Here is a 259-nt window from a genome sequence, read left to right as displayed (position 1 = left end):
AAATTCGGCGGGATCGACCAGGAGATGGAATTCTCCAACCCCGAGCCCGCGGGCAGGGCCGCCGCCTAGGACAACAACGCCCGCGCCGCTGCGACGCCGCTGTTATAGGCGCCGTGGACGGTGGAGAATTCGCCGTCGGAACATGCCTCGCCGGCGAAGCGGATGCGCGGGTCCACTGGGGTTCGCAGCACCGCGCGGGCGCCGTGCTCGCCGGGGAGCGCGTGGCTGTAGCTGCCGAGGACGTGCGTCTCGCGGCCCC

The 259-nt window shown here is 71.4% G+C and carries 1 protein-coding gene; it reads right to left on the bottom strand.

All coding sequences use genetic code 11. From position 1 onward, the window contains the following. Positions 1–65 precede the first annotated feature (65 nt). On the bottom strand, positions 66–259 hold a 194-nt coding region (locus NLU14_RS22315), incomplete at its 5' end, for an FAD-dependent oxidoreductase (RefSeq protein WP_275710730.1).

Source organism: Marinobacter iranensis, from assembly GCF_029207565.1.
In the GTDB taxonomy this organism is placed as follows: domain Bacteria; phylum Pseudomonadota; class Gammaproteobacteria; order Pseudomonadales; family Oleiphilaceae; genus Marinobacter; species Marinobacter iranensis.
This window is presented reverse-complemented; position numbering and strand designations above follow the sequence as displayed.